Here is a 21,353-nt window from a genome sequence, read left to right on the forward strand (position 1 = left end):
GCGGATCCTCCGTTGGGGTGCATGGCTCAGATTGGCCAAAGCCAGACGCTCTTGCAAGCGTGGCGTGCGCGGCCTACTCATTTGACATGACATTGCTCTATCACACCCCCCTTGATCCAGAACAGCAACGCGCACTTGGCATTACCACTTCGCAGCCGCTGGCGATGGCCGATCAGGTGCGGTTTTCTGAGCTTGATGTGCTGAACCACGTCAACAACGCGGTCTATATGGAATGGTTTGAACGGTTACGCATACGTTATGTGCAGGATTGGGGATTGTCCAAGTATGACGATGCCAGCGACCCGCGCATTGTGATCCGGTCCGGGACCATCCACTACCGTCAGGAAATGCGGATGGATGAGAATTACGTGACCACCTGCGGCTGCACCGCCTACCGCAGCACCTCATTTTCACTGCTTCAGCAACTGTGGTCCGGGGGCACATTGCGGGCGTCCTTTAATTGTGTGCTGGTGCTGTTAGAACCGGATGGGTCGGGCCGCTATGCGATACCCCCTGCAGTGCAAAGCCGGTTTGAAGCGATTGATGGTGCCGTGCGCGACGTATGAATTTCAAGGGAGACCAGAATGAGTGTGACAGTCAGGCCGGTTGCGGCGCAGGATCGCAGCGCTTGGGATATCCTTTATCAAGGCTATGCTACGTTCTACAAAGTTGATCAGACAGCAGATATGCGCGACCGTGTGTTTGGCTGGCTGATGGATGCGTCCCATGAAACCAGTGGTTTGGTGGCGCAGGATGCGCAGGGTAAATTGATTGGGCTGACGCATTATCGCCCCTTTGCAAGCCCCCTGCGCGCGGCCACAAGTTGCTTTCTTGATGATCTTTTTGTGGACCCTGACGCCCGTGGCAGCGGCGCGGCGCAGGCGTTGATCAATGGTGTGGCCGAGGTTGCGCGGACAAAAGGATGGGCCGTTGTGCGATGGATCACGGCGGATGACAACTACCGGGGGCGCGGTGTCTATGACACACTGGCGACCCGCACCATGTGGATCACCTATGATATGAAGCCGTGACACTGGTGCCGCACGTCCGCGATTTACCTAAGATCAGTTCAGGTGGCCTCGCCATCTTCCGCCTCAAGAAAGCCAGAGCATGAATTTTCTGCAAATCACCTCGTTGTTGATTGTCCTCGCGGGCGGATTTGGGGCGATCAATTATCTGTTTCTCAAATTGCCCTCTGCCATTGGTATTCTGGTGGTGTCCCTGCTGGCCTCATTCGGGCTTTTGGCGCTGGATCTGGTTTGGCCCGCGCTCAACATCGCGGACACCGTGCGCGGCATTGTGACGGGCATCGATTTTTCCGAAGCCCTGCTTGAGGGCATGTTGGGTCTGTTGCTTTTTGCCGGGGCTTTGCACGTCAAACTTAGCGATCTGCGTGCGGAATGGATCACGGTGTTTTTGATGGCCACGCTGGGTATTGCGCTGTCCACAATAATCGTAGGCTTTGGGTTTTCATGGCTTACGGGCATGCCGTTGTTGCTGGCGCTGGTGTTTGGCGCACTGATTTCTCCCACCGATCCTGTTGCCGTTCTGGGCGTGTTGCGCGAGGCCGATCTGCCCAAAACGTTAGAGACCAAGATCGCGGGCGAAAGCCTGTTCAACGACGGCGTGGGCTATGTCGTGTTTCTGGTGCTGGTTGGTCTGGCTTTCCCGGGCGATGCGCATGGTGCTGATACCAGCAGCCCGCTTGCGGGGGCTGCATTGCTTTTTGTCCAAGAGGCGCTTGGCGGCGCGGTCCTTGGCCTTGTCTTGGGGTGGCTCACCTTCCGTGTGATGCGGCGGATTGATGATTATTCGCTTGAAGTGTTGCTGACGCTGGGGCTGGCCTTTGGGGGGTACGAATTGGCCGTCTGGCTGCATGTTTCGGCACCCATTATGGCAGTCTGTGCGGGTTTGCTGATTGGTGATGTGGGCACAGCCAAGGGCATGTCTGAAATCACGCGACAGTATGTGGAAGGCTTTTGGAAGTTAATCGACGAGATTTTGAATGCCGTTTTATTCTTGCTCATCGGGTTCGAAGTCTTTGCGGTCGCGTTTTCAGGTGATGTGATCCTGACCGGGATCGCGACGATCTTTATCGCCCTGCTGGCCCGTCTGGTGGCTGTTGCCGTTCCGATCAGTTTGCTGCGCCCGTTTCGCACGTTCAGTCAGGGCGTAACGCCGATCATGACTTGGGGCGGACTAAAGGGCGGTATTTCGGTTGCCCTGGCCTTGTCCCTGCCCGAAAGCGAATGGAAGCCGGTAATCCTGACCTGCACCTATATCGTGGTGGTGTTTTCGATCATCGTTCAGGGTCTGACGGTGGCCCCATTGGCCAACCGCGTGGGCCGCGCGCCTGATCTGGTGTGAAGGACCAAAACCTGCGCGCGAAGCCGTTCAGCCGCTGTGTTTGAGAACATAGTCCACCAGACTGGCGGTAGAGCCGTCTTTGCCGGTCGTCGGTTCGACACCCTCGACAACAGGGCCGAGCGATGTGGCCAGTTCCTTGCCCAGTTCCACCCCCCACTGGTCATAGGAATTGATGCCAAGAATAACCCCTTCGACGAAAACGCGATGTTCATAAAGGGCAACGATCTGACCCAAAGTGTAAGGATCCAGCAGCGGATATACCAAGGTGGTTGACGGGCGATTGCCAGGGAAAACGCGGTGTTGGGCCTGACGCTCCTGCTCGGCCCCGGTCAGACCTTTGGCGGCCATCATCTTGCTGGCCTCGCCAAAGGACCGGCCCCGCATCAGCGCCTCAGACTGGGCAAGGCAATTTGCCACAAGCAGTTTATGATGGTGGGTCAGTTCAGGCTCATGCCCATTTGCGGCCACCAGAAATTCGCAGGGAATGATACGCGTGCCCTGATGGATCAGTTGATAAAACGCGTGCTGCCCGTTGGTGCCAACAACACCCCAGACGACAGGACCGGTGTGATGATCCACGGGGGTGCCATCGATCTGCACGGATTTGCCGTTTGATTCCATCTCAAGCTGCTGCAGATACGCGGGCAGATAGGCCAGCCGCTGATCATAGGGCAGCACGGCGCGGGTGGCATAATCGCAGATCTGGTTGTGCCAGATGCCTACAAGGGCCAGCATCATTGGCATATTCTCAAGCGGATCGGCGACGCGGAAATGCGTGTCCATTGCCTGCGCCCCGCGCAAGAATGCGTCAAAGCCTTTGGGACCAATGGCAATCATCACCGACAGGCCAATGGGCCCCCAGACGGAATAACGCCCGCCAACCCAATCTTCGAAACCAAAGACCTGATCGGGATCAATACCAAAATCAGCGGTCTTTTCCTCAGCTGTGCTGAGCGCTGCAAACTGGACCTTGGGATCGCCGCCGTGGTCGATCATCCATGCTTTGGCGGTGCGGGCGTTGGTCATGGTTTCGATGGTGGTAAAGGTTTTGGAAGCGACGATCACAAGCGTGGTTTTTGCATCAAGCCCCCGCAATGTATCGGCGATCTGCGCGCCATCGACGTTTGACACGAAATGGCAGCGCGGACCGTCGTGATAGGGGCTGAGCGCGGCTGTGGCCATCGCAGGCCCAAGGTCAGAGCCGCCAATCCCGATGTTCACCACATCTGTTGTGTCGCTTGCGCGTATCTTATTGGCAAAGGCGCGCATTGCCGCCAGCGTATCAAGGACACCGGGCATCACGTCTTGGCCGTCCACCATCACCGGGCCGCCATCAAGATTGCGCAAGGCGGTGTGCAGAACCGCGCGGCCTTCGGTCTCGTTGATTTCGGCACCGGCAAACATCGCGTCGCGCTTGGCCGCAACACCCGCATGTTCCGCCAGTTTGACCAGGTCGGCGCGGGTGTCTCGGTCAATATTGGTCTTGGCATAGTCAAACCGCATATTCGCTGTCTCAACCACGAAATCCGAGGCACGGTCGTCTTCCTCGAAAAGCGCCAGCAACGGCCGGTCTGCCACAGCATTCTGGCGGCTTTTCAGACTTTTCCAGATGTCCATGTTGTTCACTCCGCCCAATGTATCTCTGTGTCATGCAGAACTGTGGCAATCGGGGCCTGTTCTGGTGGCAAGGATCGCGCCTTCTCCAAAGCATCGCGCTTGTCGGTGCCAAATATGACCAGATGTTTGGCCATCGCCCCTTGCAGCACATGGCCGGGCAGTGTGACGCGGGCAATATCATGGCCCTTTGGCATGATCGGGCAGAGCAGTGGCGCATTCGCTGCAAGGGCCGCATCCAGACCTTCGGCCCCCGGAAACAGCGATGCGGTGTGCATGTCCGCGCCCATGCCAAGCATCAATACGGAAATGGGCAACTCGTCCTTCAGACTTTTGGCGACCTGCGCGCTGCCCTCGGATGGGTCCAGCCCCGGTTGATAGAACGGCACAAATGTCGCCGCCGCTGCATCGTTCACCAGCAAACGCTCCCGGATCAGCCCCGCATTGGATTGGGCGTGATCCTGCGGCACCCAGCGTTCATCGGTCAACATGACATGGACACGGTCCCACTCGATGTCAGTGCCACACAGCAAATCAAAGATCGGGCCGGGTGTTGTTCCGCCCGGCACCGCGAAGGACGCAAATTCATGGACCAACAGGCAATTTTTCAATTCACTGGCCAACATATCAGCGACGTTCATCGCCAACATCTCTCTGTCTGCGTATTCGATGATTTTCACGACTAAACCTTTCGCCATTCACGGCCATCCCGCCGCATCAATTCCGTTGACACCGTCGGCCCGTCAGAACCGCTGTCATAGGGTTTGGGCACATCATTGCGCGCCTCCCAGCCCTGGATCAAGGGATCGGTCCATGCCCAGGCCGCCTCAACCTCGTCGCCGCGCATGAACAAAGTCTGATTGCCACGGATCACATCCATGATCAGACGTTCATAGGCATCTACATGATCTGCGTCCTGATCGCCCAACGCGTCCGCAAAGGTCATATCAAGCGGCACGTCAATCAGGCGCATGCCACCGGGGCCCGGTTCCTTGATGGTCACGCCCAGTGTGATGCCCTCGTTGGGCTGCAACCGGATCGACAACACATTGCGGTGCCTTCCGGCGTCTTCCGCAAAGATCGAGTGTGGGGTTTCCTTGAACACCACGGTTATTTCTGAACTGCGCGCTGACATCCGTTTGCCGGTGCGCAGATAGAAAGGTGTCCCGGCCCACCGCCAGTTGCTGATTTTCGCTTTGAGCGCCACAAAGCTTTCAGTGTGGCTGCGCGGGTCATTGACGGCAGTGCGATAATCGGGGTTTTCAGTCTCGTTTCCAACTTCCGCCAGATATTGTCCGCGCGCTATATGGTGCGGTTCAACGGGATCAAGTGCGCGAATGACCTTGAGTTTTTCATCGCGCACCGCATCAGGATCAAAGCGCGCGGGTGGTTCCATCGCGATCAGGCACAAAAGTTGCATCAGGTGGTTCTGAACCATATCGCGCATCGCGCCTGACTTGTCGTAATATTCGCCCCTGCCCCCCACGCCAACCGTTTCGGCAACCGTGATCTGGATGTGATCGACGTATTGTGCGTTCCATAATGGCTCAAACAGCATGTTGCCGAACCGCACTGCCATCAGGTTTTGCACGGTCTCTTTGCCAAGATAGTGGTCAATGCGATAAATCTGGCTTTCTGCAAAATAGGTGGCCAAAGTCTTGTTGAGGGCGCGCGCCGTTTCAAGATCGCGACCAAAGGGTTTTTCGACCACGATCCGGCTTTCGTGATCGGCCATGCCCCAGTGTTGCAGACGCTCGGCCAGATCCCCGAATAGCGAAGGCGAAACTGAGAAATAATAGGCTTCTACCCTGTCCGTTCCGGACATCTTTTCCTGAAGCTCCGCCCAGCCTTTTTCGCCGCGTGCGTCAATGGATATATAATCAATTTGCTGCAGGAATTTTTCGAGGGTTGTCCCCTCACAGGCGAACTCTCCGCCAAATTCACTGATCGCGTCAGAAACCATCGCGCGGTACGCTGCAGTGTCCATGTCTGTGCGCGCGGCTCCCACGATTCTTGCATCGGCCGGCATTTGCCCGGCACAGAAACGACGAAACAATCCCGGCAGGATTTTGCGGCGGGCCAGATCCCCAGTGCCGCCAAAAATGACCAGATCAAATGGATCGACTGGAATAACGCGAGAGACCATGTGGAGAACCCTTGTTACGCCCAATTGGGCCGCTGTTAGCGCAAACATACCCTATTTTCTGCGCTTCACAAGTCTGTGCACATCCCTTTGCGGCACTTTTATTCGCACCACTTCTAGCGTAGCACACTCAACGATAGCATAAGGTACGGGGCAAGGACCAACCATGAAAGATTTGCAGGCGTCAGATACAGCAGCAAATTTCGGCAAATTTCAGGACCCCGACGTGACCGCCAAAGGCGAGGCCCGCGCGACCGTATCGCTGAAAGACCCGCAAACGCTTTGGTTTAACACCGGGACGCTGTGCAACATTGAATGTGTGAACTGCTATATCGAAAGCAGCCCCACCAATGATGCACTGGTCTATATCACCGCCGACGAGGTCGCCGCGTATCTGGATCAGATTGAAAACCGCAAATGGCCGGTAAAGGAGATCGCTTTCACCGGGGGTGAACCGTTCATGAACCCTCAAATGATCGACATGACAGAGGCCGCCTTGGCGCGCGGATACGAGGTTTTGATCCTCACAAACGCCATGCGTCCGATGATGCGGAAAAATATGCAAAACGGGCTGGTGCGGCTTGAAAAGACCTATCCGGGAAAGATGACCCTGCGGATATCAGTCGATCATTTCCGCGCTGATTTGCACGATGCCGAACGGGGGGATGGTGCGTTTCAAAGGACCCTGACCGGTATGAAATGGTTGCGCGATCATGGGTTCCGGATGGCGGTAGCCGGCCGGTCCGTTTTTGGGGACAGCGATGCATCAAGCCGTGAAGGGTATTCTGCATTTTTTTCCGAACATGGGTTTGATATTGACGCGCAAAACTCTGGTATGACGGTGTTGTTTCCTGAAATGGATGAAACGGTGGAAGTGCCGGAAATCACCACCGGCTGTTGGGACATCTTGAATAAATCCCCCAGCACGATCATGTGTGCATCGTCGCGTATGGTGGTCAAACGCAAGGGTGCCGCAAAACCTGTCGTGCTGGCGTGTACGTTGCTGCCCTATTCGCCTGAATTTGAACTTGGCGAAACGCTTGAGCAGGCCGAGCGTGACGTGTCATTGAACCACCCGCATTGCGCCAAGTTTTGTGTGCTTGGCGGGGCCAGTTGTTCGGCCTGATCCGTCGCTAGTGCAGCGTGAATTCGCCAACCTGATTGTGCCATTCCCCAGAGGATAGCAGTTTGCGATGGCTGAACCGCACCGAATGCAGGGAGCCCTCAATTTCGGACTGCCAAAATTCGACAAATTTGAAGAGTTCAGGATGATCCGGGGCGATGTCGTATTCCTGCCAGACGAAACTGTTCAGCACATGGGTAAAATCAGGCATATGATAGAAGAATTCCGCGGTGGTAAGCCCATAGCCTTTGAGCATCAATTCGGTTTCTGATCGGGGCATAATAAACCTCCTTAGCTGTGATCCCCCCATTCAGAATGCCAGCAAATATTTACTTTTCAATGAAAACAATATGTTGTCACTGTGATGTTACTGACTTCGGTGTGTTTTGGCCACAGGCATTGCACCTCATATGCCCATTCTGCTATAGAAAACCCCAAGATATAGAGCAGTGATAAAGCTAGGCCAATGACGTGAACGATACGCCGGATACCCCTGAAAACGATGAAGAAAATATGCCTGAACGCCCCATCTTTGATGGGCCATCGGTCAGCATCGAACACGAAATGCGCACTTCCTATCTGGATTATGCCATGTCGGTCATCGTCAGCCGTGCCATTCCAGACCTGCGCGATGGTCTGAAGCCGGTCCATCGTCGGATCATTTATTCGATGTACGAAAAGGGCATTACCCACGACAAAACATATCGTAAATCGGCAAAATCGGTTGGCGATGTAATGGGTTCGTATCACCCGCACGGTGATTCAGCGATTTACGATGCGCTTGTGCGGATGGCGCAGGATTTCTCGATGTCGGTGCCGCTGATTGATGGTCAGGGCAACTTTGGGTCCATGGACGGCGATTCTGCTGCGGCGATGCGGTATACTGAGTCGCGGCTGGACAAGGTCGCGTCGTACATGACCAGTGATCTGGACAAAGACACTGTCGATTTCATGGACAACTACGATGGCAAGGAGCGCGAACCATCGGTGCTGCCGTCGCGTTTCCCGAACATGCTGGTGAATGGTGCTGGCGGGATTGCGGTTGGTATGGCCACCAACATTCCACCGCACAATCTAGGTGAAGTTATCGATGCCTGTCAGGCGTTGATCGAAGACCCAGATTTGACCACGGAACAGTTGATCGAATATGTCCCAGGCCCCGACTTTCCGACGGGTGGTATCATGTTGGGCCGGTCCGGTGCGCGCAAAGCCTATCTTGAAGGGCGCGGCAGCGTGATCATTCGTGCCAAAACGCGGGTTGAGGAAATCCGCAAGGACCGCTGGGCCATCGTCATCGACGAGATACCCTATCAGGTCAACAAATCCGCGATGATCGAAAAGATCGCTGAACAGGTGCGTGAAAAGAAAATCGACGGCATTGCCCATGTTCAGGACGAAAGTGACCGCAACGGCGTGCGCGTGGTGATTGAACTCAAACGCGATGCAACGGCCGAAGTGGTGATGAACCAATTGTTCCGCTTCACCCAGATGCAGACCTATTTTGGCTGTAATATGCTGGCGCTCAACGGCGGTCGGCCCGAAACATTGACGCTGCGCAAGTTCCTGACCGCGTTCATTGATTTCCGCGAAGACGTGGTGGCGCGCCGCACCGCGTTCCTGCTGCGCAAGGCACGTGAGCGCAGCCATATCTTGTGTGGTCTGGCCGTGGCAGTGACCAACATTGACGAGGTGGTCGCCAGCATCCGGTCATCTGCGGATGCCGCGGAGGCCCGTGAAAAGCTGATGACCCGGCGCTGGCCTGCGCGCGATATCCTGCCCTACATCGCGCTGATTGACGATCCGACCCACACGGCGAATGACGATGGCACCTATAACCTGTCCGAAGCCCAGGCCCGCGCCATTTTGGAACTGCGGTTGCAGCGCCTGACCCAGATCGGTGTCAAGGAAGTTACCGATGAACTGGAAGAACTTGCCTCTAAGATCAAGGAATATCTTGAGATTTTGGGCAGCCGTGAACGGATCATGAGCATCATCGCGGATGAGCTGAAAGAGGTCCGTGACCTCTTTGCCGTGCCGCGCCGCACCGAGATTGTGGAATGGTCCGGCGACATGGAAGACGAAGACCTGATCGCGCGCGAAGACATGGTCGTGACCGTCACCTCCGGCGGCTACATCAAACGCACGCCTTTGGCCGATTTCCGCAGCCAGCGTCGCGGTGGCAAGGGTGTGTCGGGCATGGCCACCAAGGAAGAAGACGTGGTAACCACGCTTTTTGTCGCCAATACCCATACGCAACTGTTGTTCTTTACGACCGACGGTATGGTCTACAAGCTCAAGACGTGGCGCCTGCCGCAAGGGGGACGCACGTCGAAAGGCAAGGCGATTGTGAACATCCTGCCGATTCCGACAGGTGTCAGCATTGCCGCGATCATGCCGGTGGACCGCGCCGAGGATGAGTGGGACGATTTGCAGGTGGTGTTTGCCACATCGGCAGGCACTGTTCGCCGCAACAAGCTGAGTGATTTCACCAATGTGATGCGCAATGGCAAGATCGCGATGAAGTTCGAGGATGACCACGCCGATACCACGCTGATCAATGCACGGATCGCGTCCAATGATGATGACGTGATGCTGGTCACAAACTCTGGACGAGCAATCCGGTTCCGCGCAACAGATGTGCGGGTATTCAATTCACGCGCTTCCGTAGGTGTGCGCGGCATCAAGTTGAACGGTAAAGACAAAGTGGTGTCCATGTCGATCATCCGCCATTTCGATGCAACATCTGATGAACGGCAAGCCTATCTCAAGATGCGCCGTGCGGTCGCCGGGCTGGCCGATGATGCAGACATGTCTGACGAAGAAGAGATCAACGCAAACGCGACAATTTCACCCGACAAATATGCGGAAATGTCCGCCGTTGAGAACCTGATCCTGACGATTAGCGCCAAGGGCGCGGGCAAGCTCAGCTCCAGTCACGACTATCCTTTGCGCGGGCGCGGAGGCCTTGGCGTCACGGCGATGGACAAGGCGATGCGCGGCGGTGACATTGTTGCGTCCTTCCCCGTCGAGATGGATGATCAGATCATGCTGGCCACTTCCAAAGGCCAATCCATCCGGGTGCCGGTTGAGGGTATTTCGTTCCGCTCGCGCAGTGCTGGTGGCGTCAAGGTTTTTGATACCGGCAAAGGTGAAGTCGTCGTCAGCGTGGCATGGATTGCCGATCAGGGCGACGAGGTTGAGGAACTGAATGTGGAACCTGAGGCTTAACCGAACGGCGGGATCGCGCAGCGACCTTTGCAGCTACGCAAAAGGCCGGCAGAAATAAGCAGAGCGGTGGCATTGAGCCAAGCGCCCTGCTGTAGCGTGCCAAATTGGCGCGGGAAACGCGCAAATCCAACCGTTTCTGCCTTATAACGCGTAAATGTCCGCAAACTTGTCTTTGAGGTAAGAAAGCAGCGGTGCCTCTGATGGCTCAACCCCCGCAGCGCGGGCAATCACATCACGCGGCTCATAGAGCCCACCATGAATCTGCACATTCTCGCGCAGCCATGATGTTGCACTGCTGGTGTCGCCCTGGGAAAGTTCATCATCCAGCCCCGGCACCGCCTTTCGCAGCGCCTCATTCAGACATCCGGCGTAGACATTGCCCAGACTATACGTCGGGAAATACCCTATCAGACCGACTGCCCAATGCACGTCCTGCAAGACGCCGTCAGACGGGCGGTCGACGGCAAAGCCAAAGTCAGCCTCAAACCGGTCATTCCATGCCGCCTCAAGGTCATCGACCTGCAGATCATGGGTGATCAATGCACGTTCCAGATCAAAGCGCATCAGCACATGCAGGTTATATTGCAGTTCGTCAGCCTCGGTTCGGATGAACCCGTCCGAGACCCGATTAACGATGCGGTAGAAGGTTTCCGTGTCAGCCACGCCGAAATCACCAAAGGCGTCTTTCATCTGGCCGAATAGCCAGCCGGTAAAGGCACGGCTGCGGCCCAACTGGTTTTCGTAGATACGGCTTTGGCTTTCATGCACACCCATCGACACGCCACGCCCCAAAGGCGTCAGCAGGTAGTCAGGGTGGATGCCCTGTTCATAGGCGGCATGGCCGACCTCATGAATGGTGGAATAAAGGCAGTTGAACGGGTCCAGTTCGTTGGTGCGCGTGGTGATGCGCACATCAAGGCCGCCACCGGACGAGAACGGATGCACAGCCTTGTCCACGCGGCCCCTGCTCATGTCATAGCCAAAGGTCTTGGCCAATTGCCGCGTCAGTTTCATCTGCGCGCCTTCGTCAAACACGCCCTCCAGCACGGGCGGCGCTTCCGCCTCGCGCACTGCGGCACGCAGCGCGCTTAGTTCAGGACGAAGGGCCCCGAACATCGCCGCCAGATCAGCGCCAGTGGTGCCCGGTTCGTAGTCTTCCAGCATCGCGTCATAGACATCACCGCCCGCGGAAAGGGCCTGACCCTCTTCGCGCTTTAGCCCGATAACTTCCGTCAACGTTGGGGCAAAAGATGCGAAATTGTCCTTCGCACGGGCGTCTGCCCAGATGCCCTGGGCTTCGGATGTCACCCGCGCAATGCGGGCGGCCAATTGGGCGGGTACTTTGCTTGCGCGGTCATAGCTGCGCTGAATAAGACGCATATTGGCGCGGCCCACATCATCCAAAGTTGTCTGATCAATACCTGACAACCAATCGCCGACGCGCGGGTCAACGCGGCGGGCGTGCAACATGCTTTCCATTGCCGCCATTTCTTCACCGCGCTGCGGGGCGGCGGCACGGGGCATCACGGTTTCCTGATCCCAGCCCAGGCGCCCAGCCACCTGCGACAGGGCTTCGGTTTCGCGTTGAAATGCCATCAGATCGTCATATGCAGTCATGGTTTTGTTCCTCTCAGAGATGTGGCGATCGGATAGGCGCTCAGGAACCGCGCCCTCAGGATAAGCACCCACAGGACCACAGCCAGAGCCTGATGACAAAGGGCGATGTGAACAGGGGCGGCATAAAGAACGGTGGTGATACCCAATACCACTTGCAGGGCCAAAGCTGCCATCACCGCATTGAAGGCAAATCGCGTATGGGGGTGGGCCGATTTGCGCCCCCGCAACCAAACGACAATACCAAATGCAAGCAGCAGGTAGCCCATAACGCGGTGGATGAATTGCACCAGACCGGGGTTCTCAAAGAAATTGCGCCAGCCGGGGGTCAGATCAAACGCATCGGGCGGGAAAAACTGCCCCTGCATGAGCGGCCAGTCGACAAAATACCGGCCCGCATCAATTCCTGCGACCAGCGCACCGATCAGGATTTGCAGAAACGCGAAATGCAGCAGCCCGGTGGCAAGGCCAAATTGCCGGTTCTCCTTTGCGCGGCGTGCCTGCATCAGGTCACGTTCGGACCGGCCCAGCATCAGCGTGTACCAGGTGATGAAGCCCAGAATGACAAAAGCCAGCCCCAGATGGGTGGCCAGTCGGTAGCTCGCCACATCTGTGGTCCCTGCCCCGGTTGTGATACCGGATGCGACCATCCACCATCCGATTGCCCCCTGGGCACCGCCAAGCGCGCCCAGTAACAGCAATCGTCCGGTCCAGCCTGTGGGGATTTGTTTGCGCAGCAAAAACCAGAAAAAACCCATGGCCCAGACCAGACCGATCACCCGGCCCAGTTGCCGGTGGCCCCATTCCCACCAATAGATGCGTTTGAAATCGGCCAGTTGCATCCATGAATTCTGCACCTGAAATTCGTCAATCTCTTGGTATTTGGCAAATTCAGATTGCCAGTCTGCGTCATTCATCGGCGGCAGCGCCCCGGTGATGGGGCGCCATTCGGTGATCGACAGGCCAGAATCCGTCAGACGTGTTGCACCGCCAACAGCGATCATCACAAACACCAGTGCAAAAAGGATCATCAACCAGATGCGAATGGCCCCGCGCGCGCCGCCCTGCCCGCGGTCAATCACGCCGGTCGCCACCACAGGTCGCGCGGCCTCGGGTGTGCCGACTTCCTCAAATAACTTGCGTTTTTCTGCCATTGGCGGGCCTCATATTTCAGCTTTCCTTGATAGGTAGGCCACCACAGCGCGAAGGTCTAGTCGCGCTCTTTCCAACGTACCATTTGCCGCATCATGCCATGCAGCATCTGCACGTCTGCACGGGTCAGCGGCATCCGCGACCACATGTTGCGCAGGTTCATCTTCATTGAGGTGGCCTTGTGTTCGGGGAAAAAGAACCCGGCCTCGTTCAGGCGGTCCTCGAAATGCGCGCCCAGATGCTCGATCTCACTGTTGTTGGCCCAATCTGTGCCTGCCATCTCAACCGTTTGCGCCGTCACATGGCCTTGCGCGCGCATCCATTCATACCCAGTCAGCAACACGCATTGCGCAAGGTTCAGTGAGGCAAAATTCGGATTGACCGGCACCGAGATGATCGCGTTCGCTCGCGCGATATCGTCGTTTTCCAACCCCGCCCGTTCGGGTCCAAAAAGCACCGCAACCCGCTGTCCAGACGCAATGCGTGTCGCGGCTTCTTTCATTGCGGCCTCGGGGCTGAACACGGGTTTGGTCAGGTCACGTCCCCGCGCCGTGGTGGCAAATACATAATTGCAGTCCCCCAAAGCAGAGGGCAGATCCTCAAACAGGGCCGCCTCGTCCAGCAACCGCCCGGCCCCGGACGCCAGCGCGTCAGCCGCCGGATTGGGCCAGCCATCGCGCGGGGCCACCAGCCGCATGTGATCAAGGCCAAAGTTCCACATCGCACGCGCCGCCGCCCCGATGTTTTCGCCCATCTGCGGGCGCACCAGAACAAAGGCCGGGATCATGGGGGGCTGTGTCGTTTCTGTCATGCCCGCCTCTTACGCGCCGCACCCCGGTATCGCAAGAACGCCTTGGCATCGTGTTTCAATAGACGTTTTCTTTTTGCCCACCTTCGGCTAGGGACTGATTAAGAGAACCAAAGGACTTTGAGCATGGACACGCCCGAGCAGCCGCAGATCTATCTGATCACCCCGCCCGAGATTGAACTCAGCAGCTTTCCCAGCACTTTGGCCGCTGTTTTGGACGCCCATCCGATTGCCTGTGTGCGCCTTGCCCTGTCAACAAAGGATGAAGACCGTCTGAGCCGCGCCGCCGATGCGCTGCGCGAAGTGACCCATGCCCGCGATGTGGCACTGGTGATCAGCGATCATTTGCTGTTGGTCGAACGGCTGGGTCTGGACGGCGTGCACCTGAGCGATGGGGCGCGGTCGGTGCGCTATACCCGCAAGGAACTGGGCGACGACGCGATTGTCGGCAGCTTTTGTGGCACCTCGCGTCACGAGGGCATGGCGGCGGGCGAAGCAGGTGCGGATTACGTCAGCTTTGGCCCTGTGCAGGCCAGCACACTGGGCGATGGCAGCTTTGCCGAACTGGACCTGTTTCAATGGTGGTCTGAGGTGATCGAAGTCCCGGTCGTGGCCGAAGGCGCGCTCGACGAGGGTATGGTGCGAACACTGACGCCTTTTACTGACTTCTTTGGACTTGGCGACGAGATATGGCAGGCCGACGATCCAAGGGCCGCTCTGAAGACCCTGATTGCGGCGATGGCGTAAGGCGCTTCAGAAAAACGCCCGCTCTATGAACCAGTAGGCTCCGACACCGGCGATCACGCAAGACGCGGGTATCGAAACCAGGCGGCGGTACCACGCCCGCCTGATTGCCCAGCCCACCAGAAAAAAGGCGATGGCGATTACCGTCAACTGGCCGAACTCAACACCAATGTTGAACCCGACAAGTGCCGGGATAAACTGCCCCTCAGGCAAGCCAAACTCGCCAAGCACGGAAGCAAAACCAAGCCCATGCAACAACCCAAACCCAAAGACCACCAAGGGCCGCCACCGGGTCAGTCCCGACGTAAAGACGTTTTCAATCGCCACATAGGTGATGGATGCCGCAATCAGCGGCTCCACAATCGAGGCCGGCACAGACACCCAGCCCATCGCCCCCAGGGCCAATGTCACTGTGTGTGCCAAAGTGAATGCCGAGATCTGCCAGATCAGCGGGCGCAGATGGGTGGAGAGAAAGAACAGCCCCAGCACGAATAGAATATGATCCAATCCTTTGGGTAGAATGTGATCAAAGCCTACAGGGATATAGCTTACGAATGCTTGCCAAGTGGTCTGTTCGCCACCGCCACCAAGGTCAATTTCGGGGCTGGTTTCGCCGCCGCTCAAATAACCGGTAAAAGGTTCTTCCACACCCTGCTGGCGCAGTACCATCGCACCTGCACCTATAGGCCAAGTGATTGTGACGTTGCCTGCGTTCTTTGATACGTTGCCAACCAGCCGCCATGTAGAGATGCGCGGCAATTCAATGTCGACGTCCTCAGGGATATCCAGAGATGCCGCGCGCAGGGTTACAGGCGTGCCGTCCACAACTACCAGCGGCACCGCGTTCCAGCGGGTCAGCAGATCAGGTGCGCGGGCGGCAATATCTTCGCCGGACAGGGCGCGCAGGGCGTCGTAATCGTCGGCATTCTCAGCGTTATTCGTGTCATCAACTGTATCGAGATCGATACCAGCCAGAAAAGTTTCCACATTCAGACGCAGATCAAGGGAAAGCTGCCCATCTTTCACTGTCATGTCACCAATGGTCGGCTGCACTTCGTGGGCGTTCACAATGGTGCCATAGATCAACAGCATGCTTGACAAAACGGCCAACAAGGCCAGCTTTGCCCTATCCCTAAAGAAAGTTTTTGCCATGCTCTTGTCCCGTCTGCTGCTTGTCGCCTCTTGCGCCCTACCGCTTACGCCTGCGGCTGCACATGAATACTGGATTGAACCTCAGGCGTATCAAGTGGCACCGGGCGACACAATCCAGGCGGACTTCAAAAATGGTCAGAATTTTGCCGGGATCAGCCTGTCGTATTTTGACCGCAGCAGCACGCGGTTTGAGACGGTCTTTGATGGCCAGGTCAATCCAGTCGCCGCACGCGCCGGGGATTCGCCGGCATTGCAGTTGGATGCCCTGAATGCGGACGGCCTGTTGGTGGTGGTCCATGAGACAGCGCCGTCAACGCTTACCTATAAGGAATGGGAGAAGTTTCTTAAGTTCGCAACGCACAAGGATTTTCCCAATGCCGCGACAGACCACATCGCAAATGGCTGGTCGCAGGAGAAATTCAAGGAAAGCTATACCCGTCATGTCAAAGCTCTGATCGGGGTGGGCAGCGGGCCAGGCGCTGATGCGGCGCAAGGGCTCACAACCGAATTCGTTGCGCTGAGCAACCCCTATGCCGCGGGGTTTGACGGACAAATGTCGGTGGCATTGCGCTATCAGGGTCAGCCGCGCCCGGATGCCCAAATTGAGGTCTTTGATCGGTCCCCGGATGACAGCGTGGCCATCACACTGCACCGCACCGATGCGATGGGCGAGGCGACGATTCCCGTGACACCCGGACACGACTATCTCTTTGATGCGGTGGTTCTGCGCCCTGTCCCTGAGGCCGCTGACGACCCCGAAGAGCCGGTTTGGGAAACGCTTTGGGCGGCGCTGACTTTTGCGGTACCGCAATAAGCCTGCTTGCATGACCCCCACAGGCCCGGCTAAATCCGGGACATGACTGACACACCTGATATTTTATGCATCGGCTCTGTCCTTTGGGATGTCATTGGCCGATCTGAAACGGCAATGCGCCAAGGCTCTGACATGCCGGGACGGATCACGCGATTGCCCGGTGGTGTTGCGCTTAATATTGGCATGGCGCTTGCGCGCTTTGGCCTTACGCCTGCGTTGCTCAGCGCGGTGGGCCGTGACGCTGAAGGCGATGAGTTGATTCGCGCTTGTGCCACACGCGGGTTGATCACCGATTACGTCTATCGCTCCGATGATCTGCCCACAGACCGCTACATGGCCGTCGAAGGCGCGAACGGGTTGATCGCAGCGATCGCAGACGCCCATTCGCTGGAGGCGGCGGGTGACAAGATTTTGCGACCCCTGTCGGATGGCACCCTGCCTGCGCCCTACACTGGCGCGATTGCGCTGGATGGCAATCTGACGCTCGATCTGTTGTCTCAGGTGGCGCGCAGCCCCTTGATGGCAAAAGCGGATCTGCGTGTGGCCCCGGCATCCCCCGGCAAGGCCCTGCGGCTTAGCCCGTTTGTGCAAGCCCGGCGCGGCACGCTTTATGTGAACCTCGAAGAGGCCGGGCTGTTGTGTCAGACCGGATTTACCGATTCCACGCAGGCCGCGACTGGTTTGCTGGCCCGTGGGGCGGCACGTGCGGTTGTGACCAACGGCGGCAACCCCGCCACTCTGGCCCAGGGCAGTGATGTCATTACACAAAGCCCGCCGCCTGTGCATGTTGCCCGTGTCACTGGTGCTGGCGATACGTTCATGGCGGCGCATATTGCCGCCGAACTGAAAGGTCAAAGTGCTGCTGATGCTCTGCACGATGCGCTGCAGGCCGCCGCCCTTTATGTATCTGGAGAGACCAAAATATGAGTTATTTTCCCATGACCTTCAGCGCCGAAGTGGCCAAGGCCCGCAAGGACGGGACGCCCATTGTAGCGTTGGAAAGCACCATCATCACCCATGGCATGCCCTATCCGCAAAATCTTGAGGTCGCTCAGCAGGTCGAGGCCGATGTGCGCGCATCCGGCGCGACACCTGCGACCATCGCCGTGATCAACGGCGTGTTACACATCGGGCTGGACGCGGATCAGCTCAGTGGCCTGGCGCAGGCCAAAGGTGTGGCAAAGCTCAGCCGGGCAGATATGGCCGTGTGCATTGCATCGGGCCGAACAGGGGCGACGACCGTGGCGGCCACAATGATCGCGGCCCATCTGGCGGGCATCGCTGTTTTTGCCACGGGCGGCATCGGTGGTGTGCACAAAGGGGCCGAAAGCAGTTTTGATATCTCGGCCGACCTGATGGAGCTGGGCCTGACACCTGTGACTGTGGTTGCCGCCGGGGCCAAGGCCATTCTGGACGTCGCCAAGACGCTTGAGGTCCTCGAAACCCAAGGGGTTCCGGTGATTGCCTTCGGCCAGGACAGCTTTCCAGCATTTTGGAGCGCGACTTCACCGCTCAAGGCACCGTTGCGGATGGACGACCCTGCCGACATTGCAAAGGCGCATAAAATCCGCGCTGCTTTGGGCCTGCCTGGGGGACAACTGGTCGCGAACCCGATCCCGAAAGACGCCGAAATCCCTGCTGCTGACCTTGCACCGGTGATTGCCCAAGCCCATAGGGACGCAAATGTCCATGGGATAAGCGGCAAGGCAGTCACGCCCTATCTGTTGCAACGGATATTTGAACTGACGGAGGGGCGGTCACTGACCGCGAATATCGCTGTGGTGCGCAACAATGCACGGTTGGCGTCGCAGATTGCGGCATATTTGAACGCTGAATAAAGCTATTACACACTGTTGATGGCTCGGTTATTGTAGCAGGCCACCAAAACACCTAGCTATAGTGGATTATAATACGGACAACGACCATCCATGAACACGCCCTTTGATACTGAACAACCGGTCCACCCCCGACGCAGTCTAATCGGTCGGCTGCGCGCGTCATTTCTGACGGGTCTGGTGGTTATTGCGCCGGTTGGCCTGACCATGTGGCTGATCTGGACAGTGGTCGGCTGGATCGACGGTTGGGTGTTGCCGCTGGTGCCCAAGGCCTATCACCCAGACCGGATGATCCAGGACTTCTTTGGCCTCGATCCGTCGTCGCAGATCAACGTGCGCGGTCTGGGCGTTTTGATTTTCTTGATCTTTACGATCATCGTGGGGTTTACCGCCAAGGGCCTTTTGGGTCGCTCTTTTATCAGGTTCGCGGAAAGCCTTGTTGAACGCACCCCGGTGGTGCGTACGATCTATTCGGGGATCAAACAGATTTCCGAGACGATCTTTGCCCAATCGGAGCGCAGCTTTGAAACGGCCTGTCTGATCGAATACCCGCGGCGGGGCATCTGGGCGCTTGGATTCATATCGACCAGTGCCAAGGGCGAAGTGGCCGAAAAATCGGACCCTTCGGGTGAAGTGATGTCGGTCTTTTTACCAACCACGCCCAACCCCACGTCCGGCTTTTTGCTGTTTGTTCCCAAGAAAGATGTTATTGAACTGGACATGAGCGTTGAGGATTCCGCGAAACTGGTGATTTCAGCCGGGCTTGTCTATCCAAGCGGATTGCCCGATCCGAATGGCCAGCAGGATCTGGTGCAACTGATGGAAAACGTCGAAGCCAAGGAAAAGCAGAAGACCGAAGAAACCGTCAACTGAACATTTCGGGTAAATCAACGGAACTGCGCTTGCCGATATCCTGGCCATGTTTGGCCAGAAACTGATCCGCCGCCTCAAATCCTGCGTCTTTGAGGCTGGCAATGACAGCTGGGTTTGGCGTCATTTTGGTCGCCACTGACAGTTGTTCCATCAGCGCATCATCTGCGATCATATGGATGTTGACCCGAGCCATCTTTCCTTGCGGGATTGTGCCATCGCTCAGCAGCCTTTGCACAAATTCGATGGCGCGCAGTTCTCGCAGCAAGCTTGAATTAAAGCTGATCTCGTTGATCCGGTTCTGGATCTGTTGCGGTGTCTTGGGGATGCTGTCGCGCTCAAGTGGATTGATGTTGATCACCACAATATCGTCGGGCAAATCATTGCCAAAAAAGGGAAAAAGCGCGGGATTCCCGGTATATCCTCCATCCCAGAATGCTTCGCGGCGCCCGGTGCTGGGGTCGTCAATCTCAACGGCCTGAAATACCGTTGGCAGGCAGGCCGATGCCATCAAAGCTTGGGGGGTGATTTCATCGCCACTGAAAACCTTGATCTTGCCATTGCGGACCCGCGTGGCGCAGACAAACAACAAAGGACCAACCCTGTTACACACTTTCTCGTAGTCAAACTTTGCCACGATATCGGACAGAGGATTGCGGTAGAACGGCCCGTAGGCATAGGGCGACGTGATACTGGTCAGGGTGTTCGACAGCGCCTGCGGCAAGGAATATTCCATCGCCTGACTTAAGGCCCCAACCCCAAAAGGAGCCATCCAATATGCCATGCGCAGATCTCTCACGCCTGACACCTGTGCCCACAGCCACGCCAGATTTTCGCGCGCGCTGTCCCGACCGCCGGTGATCATTCCGGCCTTGAGCGCAGCACCATTCAATGCCCCTGCTGATGTCCCCGATATCCCGCAAATCTCAATGTCACCGTCTTGCAGCAACCGGTCGAGCGCACCCCAAGTGAAAGCACCGTGCGCGCCACCCCCCTGAAGCGCGAGGTTGATGCGTTTTTTGCCCATTTACAGCGCCGTCCATCCGCCATCAACACTGATCGTCGTGCCGGTGATCTGAGCTGCCGCATGAGAGCATAGGAAGGTCGCGGTGCCGCCCATCTGTTCAACCGTTGCAAATTCCTTGCTGGGCTGGCGGGTCAGCATCACGTTCTCGATGACCTCTTCGCGGGTCATGTTGTATTCTTTCATCGTGTCGGGGATCTGCTTTTCCACGATTGGGGTCAGCACATAGCCCGGACAGATCGCGTTGCAGGTGATGTCTTCTTTGGCCGTCTCAAGGGCCGTGGTCTTGGTCAACCCGACAATACCGTGTTTTGCCGCGATATAGGCCGCCTTGAAGGGCGACGCGGTCAGCCCGTGCGCCGAGGCGATGTTGATCACCCTGCCCCAGCCCGCGTCGCGCATCATCGGCAGGGCAATAGCGGTGGTATGAAACGCCGATGACATGTTGATCGCGATAATGGCATCCCATTTCTCAACCGGGAAATCGGGGATCGGGGCGACATGTTGAATACCGGCGTTGTTCACCAGAATATCACAGACACCTGCGTCTTTGATCAGTTGGCGGCATTGGTCGCGCTTGGACATGTCGGCTTTGATGTAGCGCGCCTTGACCCCGGTCTCGTCCCCGATTTTTTTGGCGATTGCGTGATCATCGTCATTATCGGTGAAAGAGTTCAGCACAATATCCGCGCCAGCGCGGGCCAGTTCCCATGCTATACCAAGGCCAATGCCAGAGTTTGATCCGGTGATCACCGCGGTTTTACCGCTGAGGTCGATAGTATAGGCCATGGGTCTTTTCCTTGTCTTTATGCTGCATGTGCATCATGCCGTGCCGCACACGCAAAGGGAACGCACAATTGCGTGG

Annotated in this window: 20 protein-coding genes; 10 read left to right on the plus strand and 10 right to left on the minus strand. The window is 57.1% G+C overall.

Annotation, left to right across the window (positions count from 1 at the left end; translation table 11 throughout):
• The first annotated feature begins 86 nt into the window (after window positions 1-86).
• From ACEWL3_RS08175 to ACEWL3_RS08185, 3 genes are all read left to right on the plus strand, one after another.
• The gene (locus tag ACEWL3_RS08175) at window positions 87-566 is read left to right on the plus strand and encodes an acyl-CoA thioesterase (protein ID WP_386178817.1); all 480 of its coding nucleotides are present in this window, start codon (window positions 87-89) and stop codon (window positions 564-566) included.
• Window positions 567-584: 18 nt separating this feature from the next.
• Entirely contained in the window at window positions 585-1,031 is a 447-nt protein-coding gene (locus ACEWL3_RS08180) for a GNAT family N-acetyltransferase (RefSeq protein WP_386178814.1), read from the plus strand.
• Between the two features lie 79 nt (window positions 1,032-1,110).
• On the plus strand, window positions 1,111-2,367 hold the full coding sequence (locus tag ACEWL3_RS08185) for a cation:proton antiporter (RefSeq protein WP_386178811.1): 1,257 nt from the start codon (window positions 1,111-1,113) through the stop codon (window positions 2,365-2,367).
• Between the two features lie 27 nt (window positions 2,368-2,394).
• Here ACEWL3_RS08185 and pgi read toward each other — a convergent pair whose 3' ends face one another.
• From pgi to zwf, 3 genes are read right to left on the minus strand one after another with little or no spacing between them, the layout of a single operon-like run.
• Complete coding sequence (gene pgi, locus ACEWL3_RS08190) at window positions 2,395-3,984, minus strand: glucose-6-phosphate isomerase (RefSeq protein WP_386178807.1); 1,590 nt, start codon at window positions 3,982-3,984, stop codon at window positions 2,395-2,397.
• A gap of 5 nt (window positions 3,985-3,989) precedes the next feature.
• Window positions 3,990-4,661 carry a 6-phosphogluconolactonase gene (pgl, locus tag ACEWL3_RS08195; protein ID WP_386179450.1) on the minus strand — a complete coding sequence of 224 codons (672 nt, stop codon included), beginning with the start codon at window positions 4,659-4,661 and terminating at the stop codon, window positions 3,990-3,992.
• A gap of 2 nt (window positions 4,662-4,663) precedes the next feature.
• Entirely contained in the window at window positions 4,664-6,127 is a 1,464-nt protein-coding gene (zwf, locus tag ACEWL3_RS08200; RefSeq protein WP_386178804.1) for a glucose-6-phosphate dehydrogenase, read from the minus strand.
• A gap of 163 nt (window positions 6,128-6,290) precedes the next feature.
• Between zwf and ACEWL3_RS08205 the strand changes: the two genes are divergently transcribed.
• Window positions 6,291-7,250 carry a radical SAM protein gene (locus ACEWL3_RS08205; RefSeq protein WP_386178801.1) on the plus strand — a complete coding sequence of 320 codons (960 nt, stop codon included), beginning with the start codon at window positions 6,291-6,293 and terminating at the stop codon, window positions 7,248-7,250.
• Between the two features lie 7 nt (window positions 7,251-7,257).
• Here the strand turns inward: ACEWL3_RS08205 and ACEWL3_RS08210 are convergent, their stop codons facing one another.
• The gene (locus ACEWL3_RS08210) at window positions 7,258-7,527 is read right to left on the minus strand and encodes an usg protein (protein WP_386178799.1); all 270 of its coding nucleotides are present in this window, start codon (window positions 7,525-7,527) and stop codon (window positions 7,258-7,260) included.
• A 191-nt stretch (window positions 7,528-7,718) separates the two neighbouring features.
• Between ACEWL3_RS08210 and gyrA the strand changes: the two genes are divergently transcribed.
• A complete protein-coding gene (gene gyrA, locus ACEWL3_RS08215) occupies window positions 7,719-10,475 on the plus strand; it encodes a DNA gyrase subunit A (RefSeq protein WP_386178796.1) in 2,757 nt (918 codons plus the stop codon).
• Between the two features lie 141 nt (window positions 10,476-10,616).
• On the opposite strand, the gene ACEWL3_RS08220 is transcribed toward gyrA, so the two are convergent.
• From ACEWL3_RS08220 to ACEWL3_RS08230, 3 genes are read right to left on the minus strand one after another with little or no spacing between them, the layout of a single operon-like run.
• Window positions 10,617-12,092 (minus strand): carboxypeptidase M32, encoded by a 1,476-nt coding sequence (locus tag ACEWL3_RS08220; RefSeq protein ID WP_386178793.1) that lies wholly within the window; start codon window positions 12,090-12,092, stop codon window positions 10,617-10,619.
• On the minus strand, window positions 12,089-13,243 hold the full coding sequence (ctaA, locus tag ACEWL3_RS08225) for a heme A synthase (RefSeq protein WP_386178790.1): 1,155 nt from the start codon (window positions 13,241-13,243) through the stop codon (window positions 12,089-12,091). The genes ACEWL3_RS08220 and ctaA overlap by 4 nt, the downstream gene beginning before the upstream one ends.
• Window positions 13,244-13,299: 56 nt before the next feature.
• Window positions 13,300-14,052, minus strand: coding sequence for an RNA methyltransferase (locus ACEWL3_RS08230; RefSeq protein ID WP_386178787.1), 753 nt, complete (start codon window positions 14,050-14,052; stop codon window positions 13,300-13,302).
• A gap of 123 nt (window positions 14,053-14,175) precedes the next feature.
• On the opposite strand from ACEWL3_RS08230, the gene ACEWL3_RS08235 reads away from it, so the two are divergent.
• A complete protein-coding gene (locus ACEWL3_RS08235; protein WP_386178784.1) occupies window positions 14,176-14,796 on the plus strand; it encodes a thiamine phosphate synthase in 621 nt (206 codons plus the stop codon).
• A 6-nt stretch (window positions 14,797-14,802) separates the two neighbouring features.
• On the opposite strand, the gene ACEWL3_RS08240 is transcribed toward ACEWL3_RS08235, so the two are convergent.
• Window positions 14,803-15,945, minus strand: coding sequence for a HupE/UreJ family protein (locus ACEWL3_RS08240; RefSeq protein ID WP_386178781.1), 1,143 nt, complete (start codon window positions 15,943-15,945; stop codon window positions 14,803-14,805).
• On the opposite strand from ACEWL3_RS08240, the gene ACEWL3_RS08245 reads away from it, so the two are divergent.
• The 4 genes from ACEWL3_RS08245 (at window position 15,884) to ACEWL3_RS08260 (ending at window position 19,467) form a co-directional block, all read left to right on the plus strand.
• Window positions 15,884-16,759 (plus strand): DUF4198 domain-containing protein, encoded by an 876-nt coding sequence (locus tag ACEWL3_RS08245; RefSeq protein ID WP_386178778.1) that lies wholly within the window; start codon window positions 15,884-15,886, stop codon window positions 16,757-16,759. The genes ACEWL3_RS08240 and ACEWL3_RS08245 overlap by 62 nt on opposite strands.
• A 42-nt stretch (window positions 16,760-16,801) precedes the next feature.
• Window positions 16,802-17,686: a PfkB family carbohydrate kinase gene (locus ACEWL3_RS08250; RefSeq protein ID WP_386178775.1), complete on the plus strand. Its 885-nt coding sequence runs from the start codon at window positions 16,802-16,804 to the stop codon at window positions 17,684-17,686.
• Window positions 17,683-18,597, plus strand: a complete 915-nt coding sequence (locus ACEWL3_RS08255) for a pseudouridine-5'-phosphate glycosidase (RefSeq protein WP_386178772.1) — start codon at window positions 17,683-17,685, stop codon at window positions 18,595-18,597. Before ACEWL3_RS08250 ends, ACEWL3_RS08255 begins: the two co-directional genes overlap by 4 nt.
• Window positions 18,598-18,687: 90 nt before the next feature.
• Complete coding sequence (locus tag ACEWL3_RS08260) at window positions 18,688-19,467, plus strand: DUF502 domain-containing protein (RefSeq protein WP_386178769.1); 780 nt, start codon at window positions 18,688-18,690, stop codon at window positions 19,465-19,467.
• Here the strand turns inward: ACEWL3_RS08260 and ACEWL3_RS08265 are convergent.
• The gene (locus tag ACEWL3_RS08265; RefSeq protein WP_386178766.1) at window positions 19,460-20,491 is read right to left on the minus strand and encodes a patatin-like phospholipase family protein; all 1,032 of its coding nucleotides are present in this window, start codon (window positions 20,489-20,491) and stop codon (window positions 19,460-19,462) included. The genes ACEWL3_RS08260 and ACEWL3_RS08265 overlap by 8 nt on opposite strands.
• Window positions 20,492-21,277, minus strand: coding sequence for a 3-hydroxybutyrate dehydrogenase (locus tag ACEWL3_RS08270; RefSeq protein ID WP_386178763.1), 786 nt, complete (start codon window positions 21,275-21,277; stop codon window positions 20,492-20,494).
• Window positions 21,278-21,353 lie beyond the last annotated feature (76 nt).

This window comes from Sulfitobacter sediminivivens, from assembly GCF_042611115.2.
Lineage (GTDB): Bacteria > Pseudomonadota > Alphaproteobacteria > Rhodobacterales > Rhodobacteraceae > Sulfitobacter > Sulfitobacter sediminivivens.

What these genes read in the sequence shown, in the direction of transcription:
- ACEWL3_RS08175 (WP_386178817.1), top strand. Translation starts at nt 87, where the DNA reads ATGACATTGCTCTATCACACCCCCCTTGATCCAGAACAGCAACGCGCA.
- ACEWL3_RS08180 (WP_386178814.1), top strand. Translation starts at nt 585, where the DNA reads ATGAGTGTGACAGTCAGGCCGGTTGCGGCGCAGGATCGCAGCGCTTGG.
- ACEWL3_RS08185 (WP_386178811.1), top strand. Translation starts at nt 1,111, where the DNA reads ATGAATTTTCTGCAAATCACCTCGTTGTTGATTGTCCTCGCGGGCGGA.
- pgi (WP_386178807.1), bottom strand. Translation starts at nt 3,984, where the DNA reads ATGGACATCTGGAAAAGTCTGAAAAGCCGCCAGAATGCTGTGGCAGAC.
- zwf (WP_386178804.1), bottom strand. Translation starts at nt 6,127, where the DNA reads ATGGTCTCTCGCGTTATTCCAGTCGATCCATTTGATCTGGTCATTTTT.
- ACEWL3_RS08205 (WP_386178801.1), top strand. Translation starts at nt 6,291, where the DNA reads ATGAAAGATTTGCAGGCGTCAGATACAGCAGCAAATTTCGGCAAATTT.
- ACEWL3_RS08210 (WP_386178799.1), bottom strand. Translation starts at nt 7,527, where the DNA reads ATGCCCCGATCAGAAACCGAATTGATGCTCAAAGGCTATGGGCTTACC.
- ACEWL3_RS08220 (WP_386178793.1), bottom strand. Translation starts at nt 12,092, where the DNA reads ATGACTGCATATGACGATCTGATGGCATTTCAACGCGAAACCGAAGCC.
- ctaA (WP_386178790.1), bottom strand. Translation starts at nt 13,243, where the DNA reads ATGGCAGAAAAACGCAAGTTATTTGAGGAAGTCGGCACACCCGAGGCC.
- ACEWL3_RS08230 (WP_386178787.1), bottom strand. Translation starts at nt 14,052, where the DNA reads ATGACAGAAACGACACAGCCCCCCATGATCCCGGCCTTTGTTCTGGTG.
- ACEWL3_RS08235 (WP_386178784.1), top strand. Translation starts at nt 14,176, where the DNA reads ATGGACACGCCCGAGCAGCCGCAGATCTATCTGATCACCCCGCCCGAG.
- ACEWL3_RS08245 (WP_386178778.1), top strand. Translation starts at nt 15,884, where the DNA reads ATGCTTGACAAAACGGCCAACAAGGCCAGCTTTGCCCTATCCCTAAAG.
- ACEWL3_RS08240 (WP_386178781.1), bottom strand. Translation starts at nt 15,945, where the DNA reads ATGGCAAAAACTTTCTTTAGGGATAGGGCAAAGCTGGCCTTGTTGGCC.
- ACEWL3_RS08250 (WP_386178775.1), top strand. Translation starts at nt 16,802, where the DNA reads ATGACTGACACACCTGATATTTTATGCATCGGCTCTGTCCTTTGGGAT.
- ACEWL3_RS08255 (WP_386178772.1), top strand. Translation starts at nt 17,683, where the DNA reads ATGAGTTATTTTCCCATGACCTTCAGCGCCGAAGTGGCCAAGGCCCGC.
- ACEWL3_RS08260 (WP_386178769.1), top strand. Translation starts at nt 18,688, where the DNA reads ATGAACACGCCCTTTGATACTGAACAACCGGTCCACCCCCGACGCAGT.
- ACEWL3_RS08265 (WP_386178766.1), bottom strand. Translation starts at nt 20,491, where the DNA reads ATGGGCAAAAAACGCATCAACCTCGCGCTTCAGGGGGGTGGCGCGCAC.
- ACEWL3_RS08270 (WP_386178763.1), bottom strand. Translation starts at nt 21,277, where the DNA reads ATGGCCTATACTATCGACCTCAGCGGTAAAACCGCGGTGATCACCGGA.